Source organism: uncultured Allobosea sp. (genome assembly GCF_945957345.1).
Classification (GTDB): Bacteria; Pseudomonadota; Alphaproteobacteria; order Rhizobiales; family Beijerinckiaceae; genus Allobosea.
Genome location: NZ_CAMFKW010000048.1, coordinates 1 through 22871, shown reverse-complemented (window position 1 = coordinate 22871; position 22871 = coordinate 1). Strand labels below are relative to the sequence as shown.

Annotated in this window: 23 protein-coding genes; 4 read left to right on the top strand and 19 right to left on the bottom strand. The window is 67.7% G+C overall.

What is annotated here, in order from left to right:
- The first annotated feature begins 7 nt into the window (after nucleotides 1–7).
- Nucleotides 8–826 (top strand): ATP-binding cassette domain-containing protein, encoded by an 819-nt coding sequence (locus tag Q0Q36_RS20155; RefSeq protein WP_293800810.1) that lies wholly within the window; start codon nucleotides 8–10, stop codon nucleotides 824–826.
- Nucleotides 827–858: 32 nt separating this feature from the next.
- On the opposite strand, the gene Q0Q36_RS20150 is transcribed toward Q0Q36_RS20155, so the two are convergent.
- The 12 genes from Q0Q36_RS20150 to Q0Q36_RS20095 form a co-directional block, all read right to left on the bottom strand.
- Entirely contained in the window at nucleotides 859–1221 is a 363-nt protein-coding gene (locus tag Q0Q36_RS20150; RefSeq protein ID WP_293800808.1) for an SPW repeat protein, read from the bottom strand.
- Between the two features lie 173 nt (nucleotides 1222–1394).
- Nucleotides 1395–2753, bottom strand: a complete 1359-nt coding sequence (locus Q0Q36_RS20145) for an esterase-like activity of phytase family protein (RefSeq protein ID WP_293800806.1) — start codon at nucleotides 2751–2753, stop codon at nucleotides 1395–1397.
- A 195-nt stretch (nucleotides 2754–2948) separates the two neighbouring features.
- Nucleotides 2949–3893, bottom strand: coding sequence for a glyoxylate/hydroxypyruvate reductase A (locus Q0Q36_RS20140; RefSeq protein ID WP_293800804.1), 945 nt, complete (start codon nucleotides 3891–3893; stop codon nucleotides 2949–2951).
- Entirely contained in the window at nucleotides 3890–5215 is a 1326-nt protein-coding gene (gene deoA / locus Q0Q36_RS20135; RefSeq protein WP_293800802.1) for a thymidine phosphorylase, read from the bottom strand. The genes Q0Q36_RS20140 and deoA overlap by 4 nt, the downstream gene beginning before the upstream one ends.
- Nucleotides 5215–5976 (bottom strand): deoxyribose-phosphate aldolase, encoded by a 762-nt coding sequence (deoC, locus tag Q0Q36_RS20130; RefSeq protein ID WP_293800800.1) that lies wholly within the window; start codon nucleotides 5974–5976, stop codon nucleotides 5215–5217. The genes deoA and deoC overlap by 1 nt, the downstream gene beginning before the upstream one ends.
- 3 nt (nucleotides 5977–5979) lie before the next feature.
- Nucleotides 5980–6789 carry a purine-nucleoside phosphorylase gene (locus Q0Q36_RS20125; RefSeq protein WP_293800798.1) on the bottom strand — a complete coding sequence of 270 codons (810 nt, stop codon included), beginning with the start codon at nucleotides 6787–6789 and terminating at the stop codon, nucleotides 5980–5982.
- 36 nt (nucleotides 6790–6825) lie between these two features.
- The gene (locus Q0Q36_RS20120; RefSeq protein ID WP_293800796.1) at nucleotides 6826–7236 is read right to left on the bottom strand and encodes a cytidine deaminase; all 411 of its coding nucleotides are present in this window, start codon (nucleotides 7234–7236) and stop codon (nucleotides 6826–6828) included.
- A gap of 1 nt (nucleotide 7237) precedes the next feature.
- Nucleotides 7238–8212 (bottom strand): ABC transporter permease, encoded by a 975-nt coding sequence (locus Q0Q36_RS20115; protein ID WP_293800843.1) that lies wholly within the window; start codon nucleotides 8210–8212, stop codon nucleotides 7238–7240.
- On the bottom strand, nucleotides 8212–9315 hold the full coding sequence (locus Q0Q36_RS20110; protein WP_293800794.1) for an ABC transporter permease: 1104 nt from the start codon (nucleotides 9313–9315) through the stop codon (nucleotides 8212–8214). Before Q0Q36_RS20110 ends, Q0Q36_RS20115 begins: the two co-directional genes overlap by 1 nt.
- Complete coding sequence (locus tag Q0Q36_RS20105) at nucleotides 9312–9740, bottom strand: VOC family protein (RefSeq protein ID WP_367187188.1); 429 nt, start codon at nucleotides 9738–9740, stop codon at nucleotides 9312–9314. The genes Q0Q36_RS20110 and Q0Q36_RS20105 overlap by 4 nt, the downstream gene beginning before the upstream one ends.
- Entirely contained in the window at nucleotides 9737–11263 is a 1527-nt protein-coding gene (locus Q0Q36_RS20100) for an ABC transporter ATP-binding protein (protein WP_293800792.1), read from the bottom strand. Before Q0Q36_RS20100 ends, Q0Q36_RS20105 begins: the two co-directional genes overlap by 4 nt.
- 16 nt (nucleotides 11264–11279) lie before the next feature.
- Nucleotides 11280–12284 carry a BMP family ABC transporter substrate-binding protein gene (locus Q0Q36_RS20095; RefSeq protein WP_293800790.1) on the bottom strand — a complete coding sequence of 335 codons (1005 nt, stop codon included), beginning with the start codon at nucleotides 12282–12284 and terminating at the stop codon, nucleotides 11280–11282.
- 171 nt (nucleotides 12285–12455) lie between these two features.
- On the opposite strand from Q0Q36_RS20095, the gene Q0Q36_RS20090 reads away from it, so the two are divergent.
- A complete protein-coding gene (locus tag Q0Q36_RS20090; protein WP_293800788.1) occupies nucleotides 12456–13238 on the top strand; it encodes a HesA/MoeB/ThiF family protein in 783 nt (260 codons plus the stop codon).
- Between the two features lie 159 nt (nucleotides 13239–13397).
- On the opposite strand, the gene gshB is transcribed toward Q0Q36_RS20090, so the two are convergent.
- The 3 genes from gshB to rsmI all read right to left on the bottom strand — a co-directional run bounded on the left by gshB (nucleotide 13398) and on the right by rsmI (nucleotide 15823).
- Nucleotides 13398–14336, bottom strand: a complete 939-nt coding sequence (gene gshB, locus Q0Q36_RS20085) for a glutathione synthase (RefSeq protein WP_293800786.1) — start codon at nucleotides 14334–14336, stop codon at nucleotides 13398–13400.
- A gap of 186 nt (nucleotides 14337–14522) precedes the next feature.
- Nucleotides 14523–14918 carry a YraN family protein gene (locus Q0Q36_RS20080; RefSeq protein WP_293800784.1) on the bottom strand — a complete coding sequence of 132 codons (396 nt, stop codon included), beginning with the start codon at nucleotides 14916–14918 and terminating at the stop codon, nucleotides 14523–14525.
- Nucleotides 14915–15823 (bottom strand): 16S rRNA (cytidine(1402)-2'-O)-methyltransferase, encoded by a 909-nt coding sequence (rsmI, locus tag Q0Q36_RS20075; protein ID WP_293800782.1) that lies wholly within the window; start codon nucleotides 15821–15823, stop codon nucleotides 14915–14917. Before rsmI ends, Q0Q36_RS20080 begins: the two co-directional genes overlap by 4 nt.
- A gap of 184 nt (nucleotides 15824–16007) precedes the next feature.
- On the opposite strand from rsmI, the gene Q0Q36_RS20070 reads away from it, so the two are divergent.
- On the top strand, nucleotides 16008–17216 hold the full coding sequence (locus Q0Q36_RS20070; protein WP_293800780.1) for a penicillin-binding protein activator: 1209 nt from the start codon (nucleotides 16008–16010) through the stop codon (nucleotides 17214–17216).
- Between the two features lie 147 nt (nucleotides 17217–17363).
- On the opposite strand, the gene Q0Q36_RS20065 is transcribed toward Q0Q36_RS20070, so the two are convergent.
- The 4 genes from Q0Q36_RS20065 to Q0Q36_RS20050 all read right to left on the bottom strand — a co-directional run bounded on the left by Q0Q36_RS20065 (nucleotide 17364) and on the right by Q0Q36_RS20050 (nucleotide 22330).
- Nucleotides 17364–19553 (bottom strand): thioredoxin family protein, encoded by a 2190-nt coding sequence (locus Q0Q36_RS20065; RefSeq protein ID WP_293800778.1) that lies wholly within the window; start codon nucleotides 19551–19553, stop codon nucleotides 17364–17366.
- Nucleotides 19554–19795: 242 nt separating this feature from the next.
- A complete protein-coding gene (locus tag Q0Q36_RS20060) occupies nucleotides 19796–20572 on the bottom strand; it encodes an ABC transporter ATP-binding protein (protein WP_293800776.1) in 777 nt (258 codons plus the stop codon).
- Nucleotides 20548–21300 carry an ABC transporter permease gene (locus Q0Q36_RS20055; RefSeq protein ID WP_293800774.1) on the bottom strand — a complete coding sequence of 251 codons (753 nt, stop codon included), beginning with the start codon at nucleotides 21298–21300 and terminating at the stop codon, nucleotides 20548–20550. The genes Q0Q36_RS20060 and Q0Q36_RS20055 overlap by 25 nt, the downstream gene beginning before the upstream one ends.
- A gap of 4 nt (nucleotides 21301–21304) precedes the next feature.
- Entirely contained in the window at nucleotides 21305–22330 is a 1026-nt protein-coding gene (locus Q0Q36_RS20050; protein WP_293800772.1) for an ABC transporter substrate-binding protein, read from the bottom strand.
- A 159-nt stretch (nucleotides 22331–22489) separates the two neighbouring features.
- Here Q0Q36_RS20050 and Q0Q36_RS20045 point away from each other — a divergent pair.
- Nucleotides 22490–22871: Lrp/AsnC family transcriptional regulator (locus tag Q0Q36_RS20045; protein ID WP_293800770.1), on the top strand; the 382-nt coding region annotated here is incomplete at its 3' end.

Here is a 22871-nt window from a genome sequence, read left to right as displayed (position 1 = left end):
GGGAGCGATGAGCATCTCAGAACCAGCCGATCTCACAGAGACCCATCCCGGCCAAGGCACGCCCCTGATCGAGATGCGCGACATCTCGATCGCCTTCGGCGGCATCAAGGCGGTCGATGGCGCCAGCGTCGATTTGATGCCGGGCGAAGTCGTCGGCCTGCTCGGCCATAACGGCGCGGGCAAGTCGACGCTGATCAAGATCCTGTCCGGCGCCTACAAGGCCGATGCCGGCACGATCCACGTCGATGGCGAGGAAGCAACGATCGCGAGCCCGCGCGATGCCAAGCGCCATGGCATCGAGACGATCTACCAGACGCTCGCTTTGGCCGACAATGTCGACGCCGCCGCCAATATCTTCCTCGGCCGCGAGTTGCTGACCGGCTGGGGTACGCTCGACGATGCGACGATGGAGGCCGAGACCCGCAAGGTGATGGGCCGGCTCAACCCGCATTTCCGCCGCTTCAAGGAACCGGTGAAGGCGCTCTCGGGTGGCCAGCGCCAGTCGGTCGCGATCGCGCGGGCGATCTATTTCAACGCGCGCGTGCTGATCATGGACGAGCCGACGGCGGCGCTCGGGCCTGCCGAGACCAAGCAGGTCGCCGAGCTGATCCTGCAGCTCAAGAAGCAGGGCATCGGCATCTTCCTGATCAGCCACGACCTGCACGACGTCTTCGATCTCGCCGACCGCGTCACGGTGATGAAGAACGGCAAGGTCGTTGGCACAGCCCGCACGGCGGACGTCACCCAGGACGAGGTGCTGGGCATGATCATCTCGGGCAAATGCCCGCCGGCGGCGGTCGGCGGCCCCGGCGCGCTACGCAGCTAGGCCGCGCCGGAGCCGAAAGGAGAGCAACGCTCTCAGGCCGTCGCGTGCGGCTCGTGCCGATAATCCCACACCGCCCAGGCCGAAATCCCCGCGGTCAGCAGGCCGACCACGAGATGGCTCCAGAAGGCGGGAAGATGGGTCGTGAAGCCGAGCATCCAGGGCGAGGCCACCAGCCAGAGCCCGAGCGCCAGGTTCAGCCACTCCTCCCATTCGGCAAAGGCCGAAATCGCGGCAATCGCGATCAATGCGAGCACCGCGCCGACGATCCAGGCATTGCGCGCCGGCATCACATCGCCGGTATAGCCCATGAACCAGGGCGAGAAGAACAGCAGCGCGGCGAGGATCAGGTTAAGCCAGTCCTGCGTCCGTCCGGTCTTCATATTCGCGGTCATCATGATCACCTCCATCGGTGACGATCATCCAACCACTAGGCCTCGCGCACGAGGCGCTTGGTCGCCAATATTGTACGCCCGAGTCGGCGATGCTTCCAGAACAAACTGGGAATGCCTGACGGTCGGGCGGGTCCGGCCGTCAGGTCTTCCTCGCTTCGCGCGCCAGCGGCGGACGATCACTTCGCGTCGAGCAGTTCTTTCACCGACAGGAGCACCAGCTCGTTGTCGTCGGCCTTCTTCGGGTCGCGCGAGGAGGAGAAGGGCAGGTTGTTGTCGTTGCCGACGACGATGATGCCATTGGCGCGATCGACCACGTCGACATTCTCGATGGTGAAGAACGGGAAGGGCAGAACGCCGTCGATGGCACCTTGCTTCGCCTTGCCGTCGGGATCGGCGATCTTCATGAGGTCGATGAAGCCGACCTTGCGCACGGGCTTGCCGACATTCGCCTCGGTCATCTCGATCTTCACGATGCGCTTGAACTTGGCGAGGTCGTGGAAGCAGTCCGGGCCCTTCTGGCCGGCGGCGCAAGCCTTGTCGGCGGTGCCTTCGCCGTTATCGCGCTCGATGATCAGCGCCGTCGTAACATCGATCATGTTGAAGTCGCCGATGGCGTTGCCCTTCAGTTCGAGCGGGTAGAACCAGGAACGGCCGGTCCATTTCTCATTGGCGACATCGAACTCGAGGATGCGCAGCACGTCCTTGCCGTCGACCTCTTCATTGCCCTTGGTCTCGGCGTTCCAGAGCGGGCCTTCGAGCAGCGGATAGAGGAAGCGGCCGTCCGGCGACTGCGCCATGCCTTCAAAGCCCTTGGAGCGGCGCACGTTGAAGGCGACGCTCTGGTCCGGCGCGCCCGGCGTGGTGATGGCATAATGATCGGGCGAGCGGGCCGGCTTGCCGTCGACCAGCGTCTCGAACACTGCCTCGACCTTGCCGTTGCCGTCGACGCGGATGAGATAGGGGCCGAACTCCTCGCCGATCCAGTACTTGCCGCCGATCGGCTGGATCGACTCGGGATCGAAATCCGCGCCAGTGAGATAGCGCTTCTCGGTACCCTCATGGACGATGCGGAAGGGAATCTTCTTGTCGGGATCGTGCAGGAAGGTGGTCGAAAGCCGCTCGACCGCGCCCTTGCCGAAATCGGCCTTGAGGCGATGGAAGAACAGCATCGCGTCCGGCGAGTTCACTTTCGAGCCGAAACCATTGTCGGTCAGCACGAGGAACTCGCTGTTGCCGAGCGAGCGGATGCCGGAGAAGCCCTGCACGGGCTGGCCGGCGAAGGGGGTGGAGAGCCCGGTCGGGCGCCCGCCGGAGGTGCCCATGACGGTGCCGACCGCCTCGACGCGCTTGCCGGGCGTGACGAACTTGCCGGAGACCTTGAGATCGGCCGGCGCATCGGCCGGCGCGGGGATGATGGTGTTCGCCGGCAGCAAGGCATGGCCGACGAGCTTCGAGGGGAATTCCTTCTGTGCATCCTGCGCCCCTGCGAGCATGGTCGAGGACAGCAACAGGGCGGCGATAAGCGGCAGGCGCATGGAATGGCTCCGGGATAAGGCGAGGCCCTCGCTTCGCCCGCCCGGATTGCGGCGCGACGACAGCGCCGCGACCGTTCCGTGACAGCCGCGGGCCAGATCATTCGACTGATTATTCAGTCTGATGATCTGGCTCTTTGATTTTGCATCAGCTGTTTCCGAAAACCGCTCCCCACTTTTCGGGCCGATGCTCTAGCCTCAGTAGCCCCGCGCGGGATCGACCACGTTGAGCAGAGGCTCACCCGCCTCCAGCCGCCGGATCTGCGTGGCGACGGCCGTCGCGATCGCCTCCGGCTCCGACATCGCCGAGTTATGCGGCGTCACCGTCACGCCGGGGTGGGTCCAGAGGGCCGAATCCGCCGGAAGCGGCTCGACCTCGAAGACGTCAAGCGTCGCGCCCTTCAGCGTGCCGGCATCGAGCGCGGCAAGGATATCGTCGGCGACCTGCAGGCCGCCGCGCCCGGCATTGATCAGGAACGGCCCGCCGAGGCGCCCGCCCTGCGCGAGGCCGGAGAGCATCTCGGCATTGATGATGCCGCGCGTGTCCGGCGTCAGCGGCAGGAGGCTGACGAGAATGTCGGTACGGCCCAGAAAGGCCTTCATGCCATCCTCGCCGGAGAAGGTCTGGAGACCCTCGATGGTCTTGGGCGAGCGGCTCCAGCCGGCGACGTCGAAGCCCATGACGGTGAGCTTGCGGGCGGCGTCCTGGCCGAGCTCGCCCAGCCCCATGATCCCGACGCGGACCGAGCGGGCGGCCGGCTGGTTGCGGTCGTCGTCCCATAGCTTTTCGCGCTGCTGGCTGTCGTAGCGGCGCTGCTGGCGCAGATAGCTCAGGCAATGCAGGACGATGTATTCGCTCATCCGCGTCGTCAGGTCGGGGTCGACGATGCGCGCGATCGGCGCCTCCGGCAGCTTGTCGTCGGCGAAAAGGAAATCGACACCAGCACCCAGCGAGAAGATCGCCGCGAGATTGGGCAGGCCGGTCAGGCTGCCGGGCGGATGCTTCCAGCTCGCGACATAATGCACGGCACGGCGGTCGAAGGGCTCGCCCAGGACGACGATCGGCATATCCGGCAGCAGCGCCTGGAAGCGCGCACGCCAATCCTCGACATGCCAGCCGCTCATGGCCAGAAGCAGACTCATCCCGCGACCCTCTCCGTGATCCGTTCCGCGACCAGCGGGCCGCGCGCCGCACCCTCTCCGATCCGATAGGCCTTACGCAAGCGCTCGCTTGCCGTATCGTAACCGGCCTCATTGCGGGCATGGACAATGCCGAGCGGCCGGTCGGGGCCGACCGCGTCGCCGATGCCCGCCAGAGCGACGATACCGACGGCATGGTCGATCGGGTCCTGCGGACGCACGCGGCCGCCGCCGAGCGCCACGACAGCGAGCCCGATTGCGCGCGTATCGATGGAAGCGACCCCCCCCGGCGTCTCAGGATAGACCGGCTTCACGACCGGCGCGGCGGCAAGATGCTTCTGCGGCGCCTCCAGCAGATCGGCCGGACCGCCCAGCGCCACGATCATCCTTGCGAAGCGCTCGGCCGCGGCGCCGGAGGCGAAGGCCTGCTCGATCTTCGCGCGGGCGTTATCGAGATCCGGCGCGAGCTTGCCGAGCAGCAACATCTCCGCGGCGAGCGCGACCGTGACCTCGTGGAAGCGCGGCTCGCGATGGCGCCCGGTGAGATGGTCGAGCGCATAGGCGACCTCGAGCGCATTGCCGGCGGCCGAGGCGAGCGGTTCGCTCATGTCGGTGAGCAGAGCGGTCGTCGGCATGCCGGCGCCGTTGGCGACGCCGACCAGCGCCTGCGCCAGGGCCTGCGCCTTGCCGTAATCCGGCAGGAAGGCGCCGGAACCGAATTTCACGTCCATGGCCAGGCCGTGCAGGCCGGCGGCGAGCTTCTTCGACAGGATCGAAGCCGTGATCAGCGGCAGCGATTCCACCGTCGCGGTGACATCGCGGATCGCGTAGAGGCGCTTGTCGGCCGGCGCGAGATCGGCGGTTTGGCCAATGATGGCGCAGCCGACCTCATGCACCACCTTGCGGAAGAGATTGGTGCCGGGCTGCGTGACATAGCCTGGCACGGCGTCAAGCTTGTCGAGCGTGCCGCCGGTATGGCCGAGGCCGCGGCCGGAGATCATCGGGACATGGCCGCCGCAGGCCGCGACCGCTGCCGCCAATGGCAGGCTGACCGTGTCGCCGACGCCGCCGGTCGAATGCTTGTCGAGGGCAGGACCGGGCAGATCGTCCCAGCGCAGCACCGTACCGGAATCGCGCATGGCCAGCGTCAGCGCCACGCGCTCGCGCTCGCTCATGCCGTTGAAATAGACCGCCATGGCGAAGGCGGCGGCCTGCCCCTCGCTGACCGAGCCATCCGGCAGGCCGGCTATGAGCTGGCGGATATCGGCCTCGGGCAGTTCCGCACCGTCGCGCTTGGCGGCGATGATCTCCTGGGTCAGGCGCATCAATAACCTCCACGCGGCGCGGCATCGGGCGCGGCGCCGGCGATCGCGTCGACCAGCGCCGCATAGAGGCCGCTGGCGCCGAAGCGGAATGTCGTGGGCGTTACCCAATCCTCTCCCATGATTGCATCGGCGAGATCGAGATAGCGCGTGGCGTCGGCCAGCGTCCTGATCCCGCCGGACGGCTTCAGCCCGACGGGGCGGCCCGCCTCCGCGATGACGTTCAGCATCACGCGAGCTGCCGGGATGCTGGCCGAGTTCGCGGTCTTGCCGGTCGAGGTCTTGATGAAATCGGCGCCGGCTTCGATGGCGAGCTCAGCCGTCGTCCTGATCTTGTCGAGATTGGGGTATTCACCGGTCTCCAGGATCACCTTCAGGCGGCGCTCGTCGCAGAGCATCTTGACGTTGCGAACCATCGCCGCAGCCGACGTGGTATGGCCGGCGAGAACGGCCCGCCAGGGCAAGACGAGGTCGATCTCGTCGGCGCCGGCGGCGAGCGCCTCCTCGGTCTCGCGCATCGCCGGGGCGATCGGCGTGTCGCCATCGGGAAAGTTCACGACGGTCGCGATGCGGACGGGGCCGTCGCCCAGTTCGGCGCGGGCCGCCGCGACGAAGCGCGGCCACAGGCAGACCGCCGCGACCGGCACAGGGCCGGAGACGGCGCGATGGCAGAGATCGCGGGTGCCTGCTTCCGTGGCATCGTCGGCGAGATCTGTGAGGTCGAGCAGCGCGAGCGCGCGCCTGGCGAGATCGGCATCGGACATGGCTTACAACTCCGACAGGAAGGCGCGCAGCAGGCGCCTGAGCGCGCCCGCCGCAAGGCCGGCAACGTCGCGGGTCTCGGTGTGATGCGGCGTGCCGCCATGGAGCCCTGCGCCCATATTGGTGACAATCGAGAGACCGGCGACGCGCAAGCCGTAGCGCCGGGCCAGGATCACCTCCGGCACGGTCGACATGCCCACGAGATCGGCGCCCAGCAGCTTCGCCATGCGAATCTCGGCCGGCGTCTCGAAGCTCGGCCCCGTGAACCACATGTAGACGCCCTCGCCGAGCGGGATCGTCGCCTTCTGCGCCGCGCGCTTGAAGCGGCCGCGCAAATGCGGGTCATAGGCGTCGACCAACGGCACGAAGCGGCCATCGCCCTTGTCGCCGACGAGCGGGTTGGGGCCGTTCAGGTTGATGTGGTCGGTGATGATCGCAAGGCTGCCGGGACGCATCTCCGCCGAAAGCGAGCCCGCCGCATTGGTCAGGATCAAAGGCGGCGAGCCGAAGGCGGTGAGCATGCCGAGCGGCACGCGCATCACCGCGGAATCGCCGCCCTCGTAGTAATGGGCGCGGCCCTGATAGATCAGCACCTTGCGGTCATGCAGCGTGCCATAGCAGAGCTCGCGGGCATGGCCGGAGACCTCGCCGCGCGGAAAGCCGGGCAGGTCGGCATAGGGGATGCGGATCGCATCCTGGACCTCCTCGGCGACGGCGCCGAGGCCGGTGCCGAGCACGATCGCACAGTCGATCGTATCGACACCCCGCTCCGCCAGGATGGACGCCACTTCGTCGAAGGCCGGATCGGCCGCCATCGCACGCTCTCCTTCGGCCGCGTGACGCGGCCCAAATCACCGCGGCAAATTGGCCGGTCCGAAGGAGGCTGGCAACAGCTCGTCCAGCGTGAACCGCGCCCGGATGCCCTCGGGGCCGGCGACCGCGATCGGCGTCTCCGGCGCGGCGAATTCGCGGATGCGCTGGCGGCAGGCGCCGCAGGGCGTGACCAGCTCGGCGCCTTCGCCGAAGACTACGACGGCGCGGATCGCCTTGCCGCCGGCCGCGATCATGGCCGCTATCGCCCCGGCCTCGGCGCAGGAGCCGACGGGATAGGCAGCGTTCTCGACATTGCAGCCGGCATGGACGGCGCCATCATCGGCCAGCAGTGCGGTGCCGACCTTGAAGCGCGAATAGGGCGCATAGGCGCGCGGCTGGATGGCGGCGGCGGCGGCAAACAGAGCCTCGAAATCGATATCGGCCGGCAAATCAGCGTTCCTTGACATAGGGCAGGCCGGAGGCCTTGGGCGGCGTCGCCTTGCCGATGAAGCCGGCGAGCAGGACGATGGTCATCAGATAGGGCAAGGCCTGGATCGCTTCCACCGGCACGAGGCCGATGCCGGGCAATGTCACGCCCTGGAGACGGATTGCGATGGCATCGAGCAGGCCGAAGAGCAGGCAGGCGCCGAGTGCGGGCCAGGGCCGCCAATTCGCGAAGATCACGGCCGCGAGCGCGATAAAACCGCGCCCCGCCGTCATATGCGGCAGGAAACCGGCGGATTGCGCGACGGCGAGATAGGTGCCGCCGATGCCGCAGAGCACGCCACAGATCGCGACGGCGCCATAGCGCAAGCTCGCGACCGAGATGCCGGCCGTGTCGACCGCCGCCGGGTTCTCGCCGACGGCGCGGATGCGCAGGCCGAAGCGGGTGCACTTGAGCACCAGGGCCGTGACGAGCACGCAGAGGAAGGCGAGATAGGCCGGGGCGGCATGGCCCGAGACGACCTCGTCATAGAACAGGCCGAGGCCGGGCACGTTCGCGCGCGCCCAACCGGCGAAGGGCAAGGTGAGCTCGCCGAAGCGGGCCGCGCCTTCGAGCGAAGGGGTGCGCCCGCCCTGCCCGTACCAGGCATTACCGAGGATGACGGTGAGCCCCGCCGCCAGCATGTTGACGGCGACGCCGGAGACGATCTGGTTACCGCGCCAGGTAATCGCGGCGAAGCCATAGACCAGTGCCAGCGCCAGCGATGCCAGAATGCCGGCGCCGAGCCCGGCCCAGGCCGAGCCCGTGACGAAGGCAGCAACCGCCGAGGCGAAGGCGGCGATCAGCATCTTGCCTTCGAGACCGATATCGACGACGCCGGCCCGCTCCGACCACAAACCCGCCATGGCCGCGCAGATCAGAGGGATCGAGAGCCGGATCATCGAATCGAGCACGACGGCGATTGTCTGGAGCAGGTCCATCACGCCGCCCCTCCGCCGACCCGCAGCACCCTCGCCACGAGCCGGCGGAACAGCCCGTCGAGCGCGCCGGCGAAAAGCACGAGCACGCCGCCGATGACCACGACCATGTCGCGGGTGATGGCCGGCTTGTCGAAGGAGAGTTCGGCGCCGCCCTGGTAGAGCACGCCGAAGAGCAGAGCGGCGAGACCGACGCCGGCCGGGTGGCCGCGCCCCATCAGAGCCACCGCGATGCCGACGAAGCCGTAGCCTGCGGTGAAATCGAGCACGAGCCGGTGCTGGACGCCAAGCGCCTCGTTGACCGCGAGCCCGCCAGCGAGCGCGCCCGAGATCGCCATGGCGATCATGGTGACGGCGGCTGGCGAGATACCGGCATAGGCAGCGGCGCGCGGATTGGCGCCGACGGTGCGGATCGCATAACCCAGTCGCGTGCGCCAGATCAGCAGCCAGACGGCGACCAGCGCCATCAGAGCCAGCAGGAAGGCTGTGTTCAGCGGGGTCGAAGGCAGGTCGATACCGAAGGGCGTCAGCCATTGATGCATCGGCGTCAGCACGGCCTGTGCCGGGAAATCCGGCGTTTCCGGCTGCATCGAGCCGGGCTTGCCGATGATCTCGCGCAAGAGATAGACGATCAGCGTCGCCGCGACGAAGTTCAGCATGATCGTGGTGATGACGACATGACTGCCCCGCCTGGCCTGGAGCCAGCCGGGGATGAAGGCGTAAACCGCGCCACCAGCGGCGGCGGCCAGGATCGCGAAGGGCGCCGCGAGAAAGCCGGGCAGGGCGGGAAGCGCAAGGCAGGCGATCGCCATGGCAATGCCGGCGACCGTCGCCTGCCCCTCGCCGCCGATATTGAACAGGCCGGCATGGAAGGCGACGGCAACCGCGAGCCCGGTGAAGATGAAGTTGGTCGCGTAGTAGAGCGTGAAGCCGATGCCCTCGGCGCTGCCGAGCGCGCCGCGCAGAAGCAGCGCCGTCGCCTCCAGCGGATTCTCGCCGATGCCGACGACCACGAGCCCGGCGACGAGCAAAGCCGCCGCGACCGAAACCAGCGGCACCATCGCGACATCGGCCCAGCGTGGGAGGTCGACGGGCGCGGCGCTCATCCGGCGAGCGTCACGTTGCCGGCTCCGTCGAGCGGGAAGAAGGGGTTATGGGCGATTTCCCAGAGATGCCCGTCGGGATCGGCGACATAGCCGGAATAGCCGCCCCAGAAGACCTTTCGGGGCGATTTCACCGCCGCCGCACCCGCTGCAACCATCTCCGCGAACAGCGCATCGACCTCCGCCTCGCTGCGCAGGTTATGCGCGAGAGTGATACCGGAGAAGCCGGCGGCGCTGTCCGCGACCTCGGCATCCTTCGCCAGTTCGGCCCTCGGAAAGAGCGACAGGCCAATGCCGTTCAGCTGGAAGAAGGCGACGCTGTCCTGCCGCGGCTCGATCTCGTTCCAGCCCAGCGCGGCATAGAAGCGCCGCGACCGGCCGAGATCGCCGACACCGAGCGTCACCAATGTCAATCTCTGCTCCATCATGCGGCCTCCTCGATGCCCGCCATCAGCAGGCCGAGATCGCGCTCGTCGGCGGTCTCGGCTGCCCGCTCGCCGGTGATCCGGCCGCCGCACATGGCGATGATTCGGTCGGAGAGTGCCATCACCTCCTCAAGCTCGACCGAGACGAGCAGGATCGCGACGCCCTGATCGCGCAAAGCAACCAGGCGGCGATGGATGAACTCGATCGCACCGATATCGACGCCACGTGTCGGCTGGCCGACGAGCAGCACTTTGGGACCCCGCTCGATCTCGCGGGCGAGCACGATCTTCTGCTGGTTGCCGCCGGAGAATTTCGCCGTCTTCAGCGCCGGATCCGGCGGGCGCACGTCGTAAGCCGCAAAGGCCTCGCGGGCATGGGCATCGATGCGGGCCGGCGAAAGCAGCGGCCCGGCGCCGAAAGCGGGATCGTGCTGGTAGCCGAGAATGGCGTTATCGGCCGCGGAAAAAGCGGTGACGAGGCCGCTGCGATGGCGATCCTCGGGGATATGCATCAGGCCCAGATCGCGTAATCGCGCCGGATGACGGTCGGCCGCTGAAAGAATCTGCCCGCCGAGGCGGATCACGCCACGGCTCGGCTGGATCAGCCCGGCCAGCACCTCCAGCAATTCGCTCTGGCCGTTGCCGGCGACGCCGGCGATGCCGACGATCTCGCCGGCATGGAGTGTCAGATTCACGTCCTTCAGCGTCTCTGTGCCGCGCGCGTCGCGGCAGGAGAGGCCGACCGCTTCCAGCACCGGCGCGCCGCGCTCGCGCGGTCGCTTTTCGACGCGCAGCAGTACGCGCCGGCCAACCATCGCCTCGGCCAGAGCCGGCGGCGAGGTTTCGGCTGTCGCGACATGGGCGACCATCTCGCCCCGGCGCATCACCGAGACGCGATCGGTCACGTCCATGATCTCGCGCAGCTTGTGGGTGATCAGGATCACCGTCTTGCCCTGCGCCTTCAACGCCCGGAGCAGGGCGAAGAGCTGGTCGGCCTCGGCCGGGGTGAGCACCGCCGTGGGTTCGTCGAGAATCATGATCTCGGCGCCGCGATAGAGCGCCTTCAGGATCTCGACGCGCTGCTGGAGGCCGACGGAGAGTTCCCCGACGATGGCATCGGGGTCGATCGCCAGGCCATAGTCCTGCGAGAGTTTTGCGAGCGCCGCGCGCGCCTTGCCGACGCCGCCCTTGAGCAACGCCCCGCCTTCGGCGCCGAGCACGACATTCTCGACCACGCTCAGCGTCTCCACCAGCATGAAATGCTGGTGGACCATGCCGATCCCGGCCGCGATCGCATCGGCCGAGGAGCGGATGCGGCGTGGTTCACCCGCGATCCTGATCTCGCCGGCATCGGCCTCGTAGAAGCCGTAGAGGATCGACATCAGCGTCGACTTGCCGGCGCCGTTCTCGCCGACGATGCCATGAATCGAGCCGGCGGCGACCGAAAGGGACACGTCCCTGTTGGCGGCGACCGGGCCGAAGCGCTTGGAGATGCCGACGAGCTCGATGGCGGGCGCAGAACTCAAGGGAGCTGTCCGCGCCTCACATCGTGCATTTCTGATCGGACATGTAGTCGTGGACCTTGACCGTGCCGGCGATGATGTCGGCCTTGGCCTTGTCGGCAGCCGCCTTCATCTCCGGCGTGATCAGGGCCTTGTTGTTGTCGTCCAGCGCCCAGTCGATGCCGTCCTCCTTCAGGCCGAGCACGGAGACGCCCGGCTTCCAGGAACCGTCCTGCGCCGCCTTGAAGGAGTTGTAGGCGGCGATGTCGACGCGCTTGAGCATCGAGGTCAGCACCTTGCCTGGATGCAGGGCGTTCTGGTTGGAATCGACGCCGATACCGAGCTTGCCGGCATCCGCCACGGCACGGAGCACGCCGATGCCGGTGCCGCCGGCGGCGTGATAAACCACGTCGGCGCCGCGATCGATCTGCGACTTGGCGAGCTCGCCGCCCTTGACCGGGTCGTTCCAGGCGGCCGGGGTCGAGCCGGTCATGTTCTGGAAGATCTCGGCATCGGCCTTGCCGGCCTTGACGCCCTGGACATAACCGCAGGCGAATTTGCGGATCAGCGGGATATCCATGCCGCCGACGAACCCGACCTTGCCGGTCTTCGAGGCCATCGCGGCGAGCAGGCCGACCAGATAGGAGCCCTCATGCTCCTTGAAGACGACCGACTGCACGTTCGGCAGCTCGACGACCATGTCGATGATCGTGAATTTCAGGTTCGGGAACTCGGCCGCGACCTTCTGCAGGGCGGTCGCCTGGGAGAAGCCGACCGCGATGATCGGCGAATGGCCGTCGCGGGCGAAGCGGCGGAGCGCCTGCTCGATCTGCGCGTCGTTGGTCGGCTCGAAATCGCGGAAATCGACGCCGGTCTCCTTCTTGAACTTGTCGGCGCCGATGAAGACGCCCTCGTTGAAGGATTTGTCGAACTTGCCGCCCTTGTCATAGACGATAGCCGGCTTGATCGGCTGCGATTGCGCGAAAGCCACGACAGCCGATAGCGCAACGCCGGCGAGCGCCGCCGCGAAAGAACCCAAACGCATCGAACCGATCCCCTGTTGCAGCCGGGCGCCGTTGTCCGGCCCTCGATGGCGCCACGATGGCATGGCTCGACGGCGCGGCCAAGCTGGCGGAAGGTCATGATCGTCGCGAGGGTGCGGCCGGGCCGGCATGGCGATTGCCGAAAGGCGGCCACCGGCCTTAGGCTGTCATCCATGATGCTGAACGATGACGAGATCGAGCGCTATGCGCGCCATATCGTCCTGCCGGAGATCGGCGGGCCGGGGCAGCAACGCCTGAAGAACGCGCGCGTGCTGGTCATCGGTGCCGGCGGGCTCGGCGCACCGCTGATCCAGTATCTGGCTGCCGCCGGCATCGGCAAGATCGGCATCGTCGACGACGACATCGTCTCGCTCTCGAACCTGCAGCGCCAGACCATCTTCACAAGCGAGGATATCGGCGCGCACAAGGCGGTGGTCGCTGCCCGCTTCGTGCGCAATCTCAACCCGAATGTCGTGGTCGAGGAGCATGTCACACGGCTCGACCCCCATAACGCCCGCGCGATGATCGCCTTCTACGACGTCGTCGCCGAGGGCTCCGACAATTTCGCGACGCGCTATGCCGTGACCGACGCCTGTTTCCACGAGCACAAGCCGGTGGTGATGGGCGCGCTCGGCCGCTTCGATGGCTCGCTGACCACGATCCGCGCCCATGAGAGCGGGCCGGACGGAAAGCCGAACCCGACCTGGCGCTGCCTCTTCCCGGAAGCGCCGCCGCCTGGCGCGATCCCGACCTGCGCGGAAGCCGGCGTGCTCGGCGCCCTGCCCGGCGTGATCGGCTCGCTGATGGCGCTGGAGGTGGTGCGCGCCATCACCGGCTTCGGCGAATCGCTCGTCGGCAAGCTCCTGCTGGTCGATGCGCTGACGATGCGCTTCGAGACCCTGCGCTACGGCTGGGACGAGGCAAACCCGCTGAACGGCAGCGGCGTCGCGGCCTGAGTGCTTCCGTCATGGTCGGGCTCGTCCCGACCATCCACGTCTTCAGTCATACAATGGAGTGTTCAAGACGCGGATGCTCGCCACAAGGGCGAGCATGACGTGCGGGAGGCCGCGCGGCTGTTCAGGGAGCCTGTCCCCAGATGGCCGAAGCTGGAAACCTCAGCGCTTGCTCTCGATCACGTCGAAGAGCTGCGCCGCGAGATCCGGGCCGCCGAGCTTCTTGATGGCGCGCACGCCGGTGGGCGCGGTGACGTTGATCTCGGTGAGCTTGCCGTGGATCACGTCGATGCCGACCAAGAGCAGGCCGCGCTCGCGCAAGGTCGGGCCGATCGCCTCGCAGATCGCAAGCTCCTGCTTCGACAGGTCGGTCGGGCGGGCCGCGCCGCCGCGCACCATGTTGGCGCGGAGATCGCCGACCGCCGGGACGCGGTTGACGGCGCCGGCCGCCTTGCCGTCGATCAGGATGATGCGCTTGTCGCCCTCGGTGACCTCCTTGATGAAGCCCTGCACCACCCAGGGCTCGCGGAAGAGGTTGCTGAACAGGTCGAAGAGCGAGCCGAAATTCGGATCGGTCCTGCTGGTCTTGAACACGGTCGCGCCGCCATGGCCGTAGAGCGGCTTCATGACGATCTCGCCATGCTCGTCGCGGAAGGCCTCGATCTCCGCCTTGTCGCGGGTGATCAGGGTCGGCGGCATCAGTTCCGGGAAATGGGTGACGAGAATCTTCTCGGGGGCGTTGCGCACCGAGGTCGGGTCGTTGACCACCAGCGTCTTCGGGTGGATGCGCTCGAGCATGTGCGTCGTGGTGACATAGGCCATGTCGAAGGGCGGGTCCTGCCGGAGCAGCACCACGTCCAGCGTGGACAGGTCGATCTTCTCCTCGGCACCGGCCGTGAAATAGTCACCTTCGACGTCGCGCACCTTCACCGGGCGCATCGGCGCGGTGACCTTGCCGTCGCGCATCGAGAGCTTGTCGGGCGTGTAGGTGTAGAGGTTATGGCCGCGCGCCTGCGCTTCCAGCATCAGCGCGAAGCCGGTATCCCCGGCGATCCGGATGCGCTCGATCGGGTCCATCTGGATGGCGACGTTGAGGCTCATGACAGGCTTCCTGTTGCAGGCAGGCGGTTCTTATCGGACCGCGGACCGGGTTCCTGCAAGTGGGTGGCATCGACCACGTCGCCTTCTGACGAAATTGTCAGAAGGCGAAAAACGTGATCGATCTCAAAAACTTGGAGCATTGTTTCAGCAAAAACCGGTACCCACTTTTTGCACAATGCTCTTGCGTCAGAGGACAAGCGCGAAGGCGGCCGGCACATGGCGCGGCCGGCGCCAGGGCGCGAGGAACACCGCATCGGCCCGCAAATAATGCTCGGCTGCCCAAGGATTGCGCGAGAGCCAGTGCCGGATGCGCCGCTCGACCAGGCGCTGCTTTTCCGCGGTGATCGCGATCATGGCATCGTCGAGCCGGCCGCGTGCCTTGACCTCGACGAAGGCGATGGTGCGGCCGCGCTTCATCACCAGGTCGATCTCGCCGCCCTTGCCGCCGAAGCGCCGCTCCAGCAGGCGATAACCCTTCAGTGTCAGCCAGAGGATGGCGAGCCATTCGGCGCGGCGCCCGGTCAGGCCGGAGCGCCTTGCCCTATGGCTGCGCCCGCCCGGATCGGCGCCTGCCTTGCTCACGGATCGTCGCGAGTGAGTTCGAGCGCGCGGGCATAGACCTTGCGGCGCGGCTGGCCGGTCTCGGCCGCGACCTGCGCCACGGCCTCCTTCAGCGAGACCTTGGCCATTGCCGCGCGCAGTCGTTCGTCGATCGCCCCGTCGCTGGTGACGAGATCGGCGGCACCGGGCGGGCCGATGATCACGACGATCTCGCCGCGTGCCTCCTCCTCGCGCTCGTAATGGGCGGCGAGTTCCGGAAGCGTGCCGCGCCTCACCGTCTCATAGAACTTGGTGAGCTCGCGCGCGACCGCACCGGGCCGCGCCCCGAGCACGGCGGCAGCATCCGCCAGCATCTCGGCGAGCCGGCGAGGCGATTCGAAGAAGACCAGCGTGCCGGGAATGGCGGCGAGTTCCGTCAAACGGGTGCGGCGCCCGCCTGATTTCGGCGGCAGAAAGCCCTCGAAAAAGAAGCGGTCGGTCGGCAGGCCGGCCAGCACCAATGCCGCCAGCACGGCGGAGGGGCCGGGAATGCCGGTGACGGCTAAGCCTTCCGCCACCAGTTCGGCGACGAGCTTGTAGCCGGGATCGGAGACGAGCGGCGTGCCGGCATCCGAGATCAGGGCCAGCTTGCCGCCGTCGCGCAGCTTCGCCAGCACCTTCGGGCGCATCTGCGCAGCATTGTGCTCGTGATAGGGCAGGAGCGGCGTCGATATCCCGTAATGCGCCAGCAACGTCTTCGAGGTGCGGGTATCCTCGGCCAGGATCGCATCGGCGGCGGCAAGCGTCGCCAGCGCGCGGAAAGAGATGTCGCGGAGGTTGCCGATCGGCGTCGCGACGATGTGGAGACCCGGCGCCAGAGGCTCGGCCTCGGCCTTCAGGCCGAAGGCGGTGTAGCTGGGAGGGCGCGCGGCGGCATCGGTCGACATCCGTCCACGCTGCCACAGCGGCTGTGCCCGCGCCATGGCAACGCGCGCAGCACCCCCTGCAACCTATAGTTAACAACTTGAAAATAGGCTTCCACACTGGCACGAGAGGTCCGGGGGTAGAACAGTTCCGCAGGACCTATCGCGGGCGGCGCTTCGCCGGCCCGGTCACGACTGGAGATCGCCCGTGTTTCATCGGCACCTCGCACCGACCCTGCGGTTCAAGGCACGGGCCTTCGCGGTCCTGCTGCCGCTTGCGCTCGCAGCCTGCGGCGGCGGCACATCCGGCCTTCCGGGCTTCGATTCGGGCACGCCCGCTGCTGGCGGCGCCGCCGCGCCAACCGGCCAGACCATCGGCACCGGCAAGGTCAAGGTCGGCCTCATCCTGCCGCTGACCGCCGAGGGCCAGGGCGCCGTCGTCGGCAACTCCCTGAAGAACGCCGCCGAGATGGCGCTGGCGGAATTTCCGAACGCCGACCTCACGCTGCTGGTCAAGGACGATCGCGGCACGCCGGACGGTGCCCGCGCCGCGGCGCAGGAGGCATTGTCGGAAGGGGCCGAATTGATCGTCGGCCCGCTCTTCGCCCCCTCCGTCCAGGCAGCGGGGCAGGTCGCGCGCGCCGCCAACAAACCGGTCATCGCCTTCTCCAGCGATTCCAACGTCGCCTCGCGCGGCGTCTACCTGCTCTCCTTTCCGCCCGAGAACGACGTCAACCGCGTGATCGGCTATGCCGCCCAGCAGGGCCGCAAATCCTTCGCAGCGCTGGTGCCGGATACCGCCTATGGCAAGGTCGTCGAGGCCGCCTTCCAGCAGGCCGCCGCCAATCGCGGCGTGCGCGTTGCCGCGATCGAGCATTTCGGCGCCGATCCGGCCGCGATGAAGGCCGCGATCCAGCGCCTGATGCCATCGCTCGCCCAGGCCGATGCGCTGTTCGTGCCGGCCGCGGCCGACACGATGCCAACGCTCGGCCAATTGCTGCAGGAGGCCGGCTACAATCCGGCCAAGGTCAAGCCGCTCGGCACCGGCGTCTGGAACGATGCGGGGATCGCGCGCGTGGCGGGCATCCAGGGCGGCTGGTTCGCCTCGCCCGACACCGCCGGCTTCAACGCCTTCGCGGGACGCTACCAGCAGCGCTTCAACAGTGCTCCCACGCGCACCGCGACGCTCGCCTATGACGCTGTCTCGCTGGCGGCGGCGCTGGCGCGTACGCAGGGTTCGCAACGCTTTTCGGAAGCGGTGCTGACCAACGGCTCCGGTTTCGCCGGGGCCGACGGCGTCTTCCGCTTCCGCCCGGACGGGCAGGTCGAGCGCGGGCTTGCCGTGCTGGAGCTGCGCAACGGCCAGATCGTCACGATCAACGCCGCGCCGCGCGATCTCGGCCCGCGCTCGCAGTAAGCGAAGAGTCGACATCCCATCCATCATTGCCCGGGTTTGACCCGAGCATCTCCTGAAGGAGATTCTCAGGTCTGCGCTCCGCGTCGCCGGAGAATAACGGCCGTGCGGGCCTCCGCGGGATGAGGACTGGATTTCTCCAGCCGGGCTCTAAGGCAGGGCCACCGTCTTCTCGTTGCGCCCGGCAGCCCGCTCGGCCGCCAAGATCAGCGTATCAGCCGTCAGGAGCTGCGGCAGAATCTCGGCCTGCACCTCCTTGCGGGCGGGATAGAACAGATAGAGCGGCACGCCGGCCCGGCCCTGTTCGGCCAGCGCCTTGGCGATACGGCCGTCGCGATTGGTCCAGTCGGCCTTGAGATAGACGACACCGAGCTTGGCGAAGGCGTCCTTCACCTCCTGCCGCGAGAGCGCGACCCGCTCATTGGCGATGCAGGTGATGCACCAGGCCGCGGTGAAATTGACGAAGACCGGCTTGCCCTGCGCCTGCAAGGCCGCGACCCGCTCCGGCGACCAGGCCTCGATATCGCCGGCCCGCGCCTCGGTCGCCGCACCGGGGATGGCGTTCTGCACGGTGAACCAGCCGGCGCCGAGCACGACCAGCGCGGCCAGCACCGAACCGAAGGCGCGGCGCGCGAACGAGCCGCGCGTCACGCCGACGAGCCAGACGGCGAAGCCCGCCGCCAGTACGGCCACGAGCGCGGCGAGCACGCCCTGCGGCCCGCTCTGCACCGAGGCGACCCAGATCAGCCAGATCGCGGTCGCAAACATCGGGAAGGCGAAGGCCTGCTTCAGCACCAGCATCCAGCGGCCGGGCTTCGGCAGCAGGCGCAGCAGGCCCGGCGCGAAGGAAAGCGCGACCACCGGCAGGGCGAAGCCCAGCGCCAGCGCCATGAAGACGGAGAGGGCGACGGCCGGGGCTTGAGTCACCGCATAGCCCATCGCCGCGCCCATGAAGGGCGCCGTGCAGGGCGTCGCGACCACGACCGCAAGCACGCCGGTCATGAAGGCACCGAGACGCCCGCCACGGCTGGCGAGACCGTCCCCAATGCCAGCGACGGAGGTGCCGATCTCGAAGGCGCCGAGCAGGTTGAGACCGATCAGCACCATCACCACAGAGAGCCCGATGACCAGCGGCGGGGACTGGAGCTGGAAGCCCCAGCCGACGCTGCTGCCGAGGCTCCCCAGCGCGATCACCGCGCCGGCCAGAACCGCGAAGGTCAGCAGCACGCCAGCAAGGAAGAGCAGACCCTGCTCGCGCACCTCGGAGCGATTGCGGTGCGCGAGCTGCGCGAAGCCGAGCGCCTTGATGAACAGCACCGGCAGGACGCAGGGCATCAGGTTGAGGATCAGGCCGCCGGCAAAGGCGAAGGCCAGCGCCGCCCAGAGCGTCAGGTCTGCCCCCTCGGCCGGCATGGGAATGCGTACGACGGCCGGGCGCGCTTCAGGCGCAGCCGCCCCGCCGGCCGCCATCAGGGCCGGATCGGCATCGGCCACGATCGTAACGGCCCTCGGCGACCCGCCTTCGGTGAAGGTGAGGACGCCGGTCACCTCCGGCTTCTCCAGCTTGAAGGCGCTGGAGCGCGTCAGCGTTACGGCGGGCTTGTCGCCGGCCGTCAGGGGCTGGTCGGCCGCATGCTCGATCAGCGTGTCGGAAACCGGGAAGAAGCGCAGATCGGCGGCGCCGGTCGGCAGGCCGGGCAGGTCGAGAACGAGCTTGCCGGCATCGTCGCGCAGCTTCCCGCGGAAGGATGCCGGCTTGGGCAGCGCCGCGATGGCGGCATCAATCCGCGCAGTGGCGGCTTCATCGACCGCGCTTGCGGCGGCGATGGGGAGGTCGAGCGAGAAGGAGCCCTCTTCGGGAATGCAGATCTTCTCGCAGACGAGCCAGGTCGCCTCCGCCTTCAGCGCTAACGTCTCGCCGGGTCTGGCATCGGCCGGGACCGTGATCTCGAGCGGCAGCAGGACCGTGCCCTCGAAGCCGAAATTGACGAGCGGCTCGACGCGAATCGCCTTCGGCGCCGGCCACTGGATCTCACCGGCAGTCGCTCCGGCCGGCAGGTCCCATTTGATCTGGGTCGGCTCGCCGGAATCCCCCGGGTTTTGCCAATAGGTATGCCAGTGCGGCGCCAGCTTCTGGACGAGCGCGAGCTTGAAGCGCTCACCGGGCGCGACTGCATCGCGGCTCGACAGCAGGGTCGCGGTGACGCGCGGCGAAGTGACGGGGGCGGATTCGGCGGCGAGCGCCAGCCCCGGAGCCGCCAGTCCAAACGCCAGCATTGCCCCCCGCAGGAAACGCTTGCCGAAATAAAGCCGCATGATGCCGTCGCAATCCCTGGTCACCCGGACCCCATGCCTCAATCCGCCCTCGCCTGCCAATGACAAGGCAGTGAGGCGGGGTCAGGGCCATTCTGGGCGATCCGGCGCCGGGAGACAGCGTGCCATGATGTCGCCGCCCGATCGAGGGGTGCGCGATACCCGTCATGGCCGGGCTTGTCCCGACCATCCACGTCTTTGCTTCACTGATCGAAGACTGTGCTCAAGACGTGGATGCTCGCCACAAGGGCGAGCATGACGGGTGCAGGTCAGATCGCGGCGCCGTCCGTGACGATATCGGCGCCGAGGCCCTGACGGACCGCGCGCACGATCTCCGCTTCCGCCGCAGCGCCGCGCTTGCGCGGACGGCTCGCGTCTATGCGGTGCTCGGCGATGATCTGGCCGGGCGCGCCCGAGAGGACGACGACGCGGTCGGCAAGATAGGCGGCCTCGTCGATATCATGGGTGACGAAGAGCACGGTCTTGCCGGTGCGCTGCCAGACGCGGATCAGTTCGTCCTGCAGGGTCTCGCGCGTCAGGGCGTCCAGCGCCGAGAAGGGCTCGTCCATCAGCAGGATCTCCGGCTCGACGGCGAGCGCGCGGGCGAGCGAGACGCGCTGGCGCTGGCCGCCGGAGAGCTGATGCGGCCAGCGCTGGGCGAGCGGTGCAAGACCGACGAGATCGAGCATCGCGGTCGCCTTGGCGAGGCGCTCGGCACGGGGCGCGCGGCCTTCGATCCCGAAACCGACATTGGAGACGACCTTGCGCCAGGGCAGCAGGCGCGAATCCTGGAAGACCAGCGCGACCGGCCGGCGCGTCCGATCCTTCGCGTCGATGACGACTTCGCCGCCGCTTGGCTTCGCCAGTCCCGCGATGACGCGCAGCAAGGTCGACTTGCCGACACCGGAGGGGCCGACGATGGCGAGGAATTCGCCGCGCCCGACCGAAAGGTCGAGCTTGCGCAGGACCTCGGTCTCCTCGCCGTCGCGGGTGAAGGTCAGCGACAGGCTCTTAATCTCGATCACGCTTTCCAACGCAGCACCCATTTCTGGAAGGCGACGAAGCCGGTGTCGAGCAGGCCGTAGAGCGCCGCCATCGTCAGCATGTAGACCACGACGATATCGGTCGCGAGCAGGCTCGAGGCCTGCATCATGCGCTGACCGACACCGGCGACGCCGAAGATCTCGGCCGCGACCACCGCCATCCAGGCCTGGCCGAGCGCCGTCCTGATGCCGACGAGGATACCGGGGAGGGCCGCCGGCAGCAGGATCTTGAACAGGCGCTGCCAGGGAGAGCGGAAGCCGAAGGCATCGGCGACCTCGATGAGATCCCGGTCGACGCCCCGGATCGCGCCCTGCGCCGCAAAGAAGACGATCCAGAACACGCCGATGGCGATAATGAAGACCGCCGCGCCGGGCGTGACGCCGAACCAGATGATGGCGAAGGGCACCCAGGCGAGACCGGGGATCGGTCTGAGTACCCGGACGACCCAGGCCGTCGCCTCCTCGGCGATGCGGGACATGCCGATCAGCACGCCGAAGGCGACGCCGAGGCCGGCGCCGACGAACAATCCGACGAAGTAGTGCCAAAGCGAGCCCAGTATGGCCGAAAGCCAGGCGCCGGAGGAGAGCTCCCGCATGAAGGCCTTCGGCAGGGCGCTCGGACCCGGCAGGAAGGCCGGATTCACCAATCCGAAGAAGGGCATCGCCTCCCAGAGCAGAAGGAAGGCGACGAGGCCCAGAAGGGCAAGAGCCGGAGCCCGCAGTTTGCTCACGATCTCAGCCGCCCGCCTTGACCGCACGCTCGTAGTACTGGGTTTCGAACAGCCCGTCGAAGGGGAGTTCCTTCTCCAGCGAGCCGAGTTTGACCTGGTAGGCCTGCATGGCGCGAGCGGGCTCGATGATCTTGTGCGGATCGATCTCGAACTGGCTTGCCGGCGAGACCAGCGCTTTCTGGATCAAGTCGGGATCGACGATGCCCTTGCCGAGCGCAGCGCCGACATGGGGCGCGGCCTTCTTGGGATCGGCCTTGATCAGCGCGGCAGCCTTGACGAGGCCGGAGACGAGGTTCTGCACGGCCTGCGGGTTCCTGGTGGCGAAGGCGCCGGAGACGGCGACGACCGTTCCGGGCTGGCCGGGGAAGACCTCCTCGCCGCCGGCGACGAGCTTGATCTGCGGGTTGCGGGTCTGGAGGATCGTCAGCGCCGGCTCGCGGACGGAGCCGCCATCGACCGCACCGGCCAGGATCGCCTGCTGGGTCGCGTCGATGCCCATCGGCACGATCTCGACATCGGCCTTGTCGACCTTCGCGACCTCCCAGAGCCAGTATTGCAGCGTCGTGTTCGGCACCGAGCCCGCCGGCTGGGTGGCGAGGCGCGCCGCCTTGCCGTTGGCGGCGCGGAAGGCCTTGAAAGCGGCGGCGGCATCGGTGTCCGCGGTGAAGAACTTGGTGAGCGAGGGCGCACTGACCACGACATTCTCGCCGATCGCGGTCGAGGCGACGACGCGGATATCGACGCCGCGCGAACGGGCGACGGCGAGCGGCGCGACGCCGGCGACATAGACGTCGATCGTGCCGGAGGCGAGCGCCTGGATCATGTTCGGGCCGGATTCGAAGACCGTCACGGCGACGTCGATGCCGCCCTGCTTCAGCCAGCCCTCGCCATTGGCGACGAAGAACGGCGCAGTGCCGACGATCGGGATGTAGCCGACGCGCGCCGCGACGCTCTGCGCCTGGGCCGGAGCGGCGAAGGGCATGGCCGCCGCGAGGCTCGACCCGGCAATGAGGAACTGGCGGCGATCCATTGTTCAAATCCCTTTCGAAAACAGTGTCGAACGCGACCCCATTGACATCTGAGAAAAGGATTTTCTATCTGGATGCAATAGATTAGCTTGAAAAAGAAATTTGATCTCTTTCCTGCAAAATCTGCGAAACGAATTTCTCCAGATAGCGAGCTTGAGAGAATGGACGCCATCGACCGCAAGATTCTCACCGTGCTGCAGGGGGATGCGAATATCTCGATCGCGGAGCTTGCCGACCGCGTCGGGCTCTCGCAGACGCCGTGCTGGAAGCGCATTCAGAAGCTCGAACAGGCCGGCGTGATCCTGAAGCGCGTGGCGCTGGTAGCGCCCGAGAAGATCGGGCTCGGCCTCACCGTCTTCGTCCAGATCGAGACGGCTGATCATTCCGGCCCGTGGCTGGAGAAATTCGCACAGATGGTCGCGGCGATGCCGGAGGTGATGGAGTTCTACCGGATGGCCGGCGATGTCGACTACATGCTGCGCGTCGTGGTCGCCGACATGGCCGCCTATGACGGCTTCTACAAGAAGCTGATCGAGACGATTC